This window comes from Xanthomonas sp. SHU 166 (assembly GCF_000364685.1).
Lineage (GTDB): Bacteria > Pseudomonadota > Gammaproteobacteria > Xanthomonadales > Xanthomonadaceae > Xanthomonas_A > Xanthomonas_A sontii.
In genome coordinates, this window is record NZ_AQOJ01000029.1 from 1 (window position 1) to 2,223 (window position 2,223).

Below are 2,223 nucleotides of genomic sequence, written 5' to 3' on the forward strand. Positions count from 1 at the left end.
GCCGCGCAGCGGCAGGCCGGCGGTTTCGCGCACGAAGGCCATGGTCGCGATGCCGACCACCGCCGCCCCCATCAGGTAGTAGGCCGGCACCAGCGGATCGCCGGTGCGTTCGACCAGCCACGCGGTGACCAGCGGCGTGGTGCCACCGAACAGCGACACCGACACGTTGAAGGCGATCGACAGCGCGCTGTAGCGCACCGGGGTGTAGAACAGCGCCGGCAAGGTCGACGGCATCGAGCTGGTGAAGCACACCAGCGCCACGCCCAGCAGCATCAGGCCGAGGAAGATCAGCCAGTCGTTGCCGGTGCCGACCAGCCGCAGGCACGGCACCGCCAGCACCAGCAGTGCGATGCAGGCGCCGATCACCATCGGCTTGCGGCCCAGGCGATCGCTGAACAACCCGCCGAGCACGTTGAGCGGCATCATCACCAGCATCACGATGATGATCAGCAGCAGGCCCTTGCTCTCGGCATAGCCCATGGTGACGCTGAGGTAGCTGGGCATGTAGGTCAGCAGCATGTAGTCGGTTACGTTGAACACCAGCACCAGGCCCACGCACTTGAGCAACTGCGGCCAGTGGACGCGGAACAGCGCGCCCAGGCCCGGCGCATCGTGCTCGCGCTTTTCCGCCTCTTCGGCATAGGCCTGGAACGCCGGGGTTTCCTCCAGTTTCATGCGCATGTACAGGCCGAGCAGGCCCAGCGGGCCGGCGATCAGGAACGGCACGCGCCAGCCCCAGTCGTGCATCTGCGCATCGCTCAGCGTAAAGTGCAGCGCGGTCACCGTGGCGGCGCCGGCGATGTAGCCGCCCAACGTGCCGAACTCCAGCCAGCTGCTCATGAAGCCGCGGTTGCGATCGGTGGAGTACTCGGCGATGAAGGTCGCCGCGCCGCCGTATTCGCCGCCGGTGGAAAAGCCCTGCACCAGCCGCGCCACCAGCAACAGGATCGGCGCCCAGATGCCGATGCGCGCGTAGGAGGGGATCAGGCCGATCGAGAACGTGCCCAGCGCCATCAGGATCATGGTCGCGGCCAGCACCTTCTGCCGGCCGTAGCGATCGCCCAGCGGGCCGAACACCAGCCCGCCCAGCGGGCGCACCAGGAACGCGACGGTGAAGGTCGCGAACGTGGCGATCAGCTGCGCGGTCGGGTTGGTGCTGGGGAAGAACACGTGGCCCAGGGTCACGGCCAGGTAGCCGTACACGCCGAAGTCGAACCATTCCATCGCGTTGCCCAGCGCCGCCGCGCCGACGGCCCGCTTGAGCATGGGTTTGTCGACGACGGTGACTTCTTCCACCTGCAGTTGGCGGCGGCGCTTGAACCATCCGAAATGGGCGTGGAACTCCGACATGTCTTCTCCTGTCCTGGAACGGTGAGGTGATGACCCCCGGCCCGCACGCGTCAGGCAAGCAAGACGGAACGACAGGGCGCCACGGGCGCCGCACTGGTCTGCGGGGGCGATCCCGGACGGCCGCGTCAACACCACGGCGCTGCAGGATCGAAGAACGGAGCGGGCGGCGCAGGGCGCACAGGGGCTCCGTCGAGACGGCCATGATACACCATTGTCGTGACGGGGCTGGCGACAAGGTCTGCGAAACGTTGCGAAAAGTGCTGAAAAGCTGCGTTCTGCGTGGATTTTCCGTTCCGTGCGGGAATGGCTTCAGCCGCGACGCGCGACGGTGGAACAGCCTTGCGGCGTCGGATGCGCCGTCGGGTCGGGACTGAAGTCCCTCCCACAGTGCATTGCTGCACCGTGGGGTTGCCGAGAATGTGGGTGCTTCACCTGTGGGAGCGGCTTCAGCCGCGACGCGCGGTGGTGGGAGATCCAGCAAGCGTCGGACACGTCGGAATGAAGTTCCTCGTATGCAGCGCAGACAGCTCCGCCCTGGCTGGGGCCGATGCTGCAATCATGACGCTTTCCTTGCGCTCGCCGTGTCCGACGGCGCGCGTTTGATTGCATCCACGCCGCGGTCCTGTCCGCGGTCGCCGCGGGATGCCATCATCGGCCGATGGCTTCTGCTCCCTTCGCCGTTCCCGACGTCCTGCAACCCACGCTCGAACGCAGCCTGGCGCGCCTGCGCCATGCCGTCGCCGCGCAGTCGTGGCCGTCTCATCCCGGTTTCGAGGACGCGCTGGCGCGCGCGCTGCTGGCCAGCGATTTCCTGCTCGACACGCTGTGCCGGCAGCCGTCGCTGCTCGCGCACCTGGCGCAGCCGGATCCGCC

The 2,223-nt window shown here is 67.5% G+C and carries 2 protein-coding genes; one reads left to right on the forward strand and one right to left on the reverse strand.

The annotated features are described in order from the left end of the window. The coding region (proP, locus tag D180_RS01570) for a glycine betaine/L-proline transporter ProP (RefSeq protein WP_017911392.1) at positions 1–1,350 on the reverse strand (1,350 nt) is incomplete at its 3' end. A gap of 658 nt (positions 1,351–2,008) precedes the next feature. Here proP and D180_RS01575 point away from each other — a divergent pair. Continuing rightward, positions 2,009–2,223 (forward strand): hypothetical protein (locus D180_RS01575; RefSeq protein WP_043090289.1); only part of this gene is annotated, 215 nt, incomplete at its 3' end.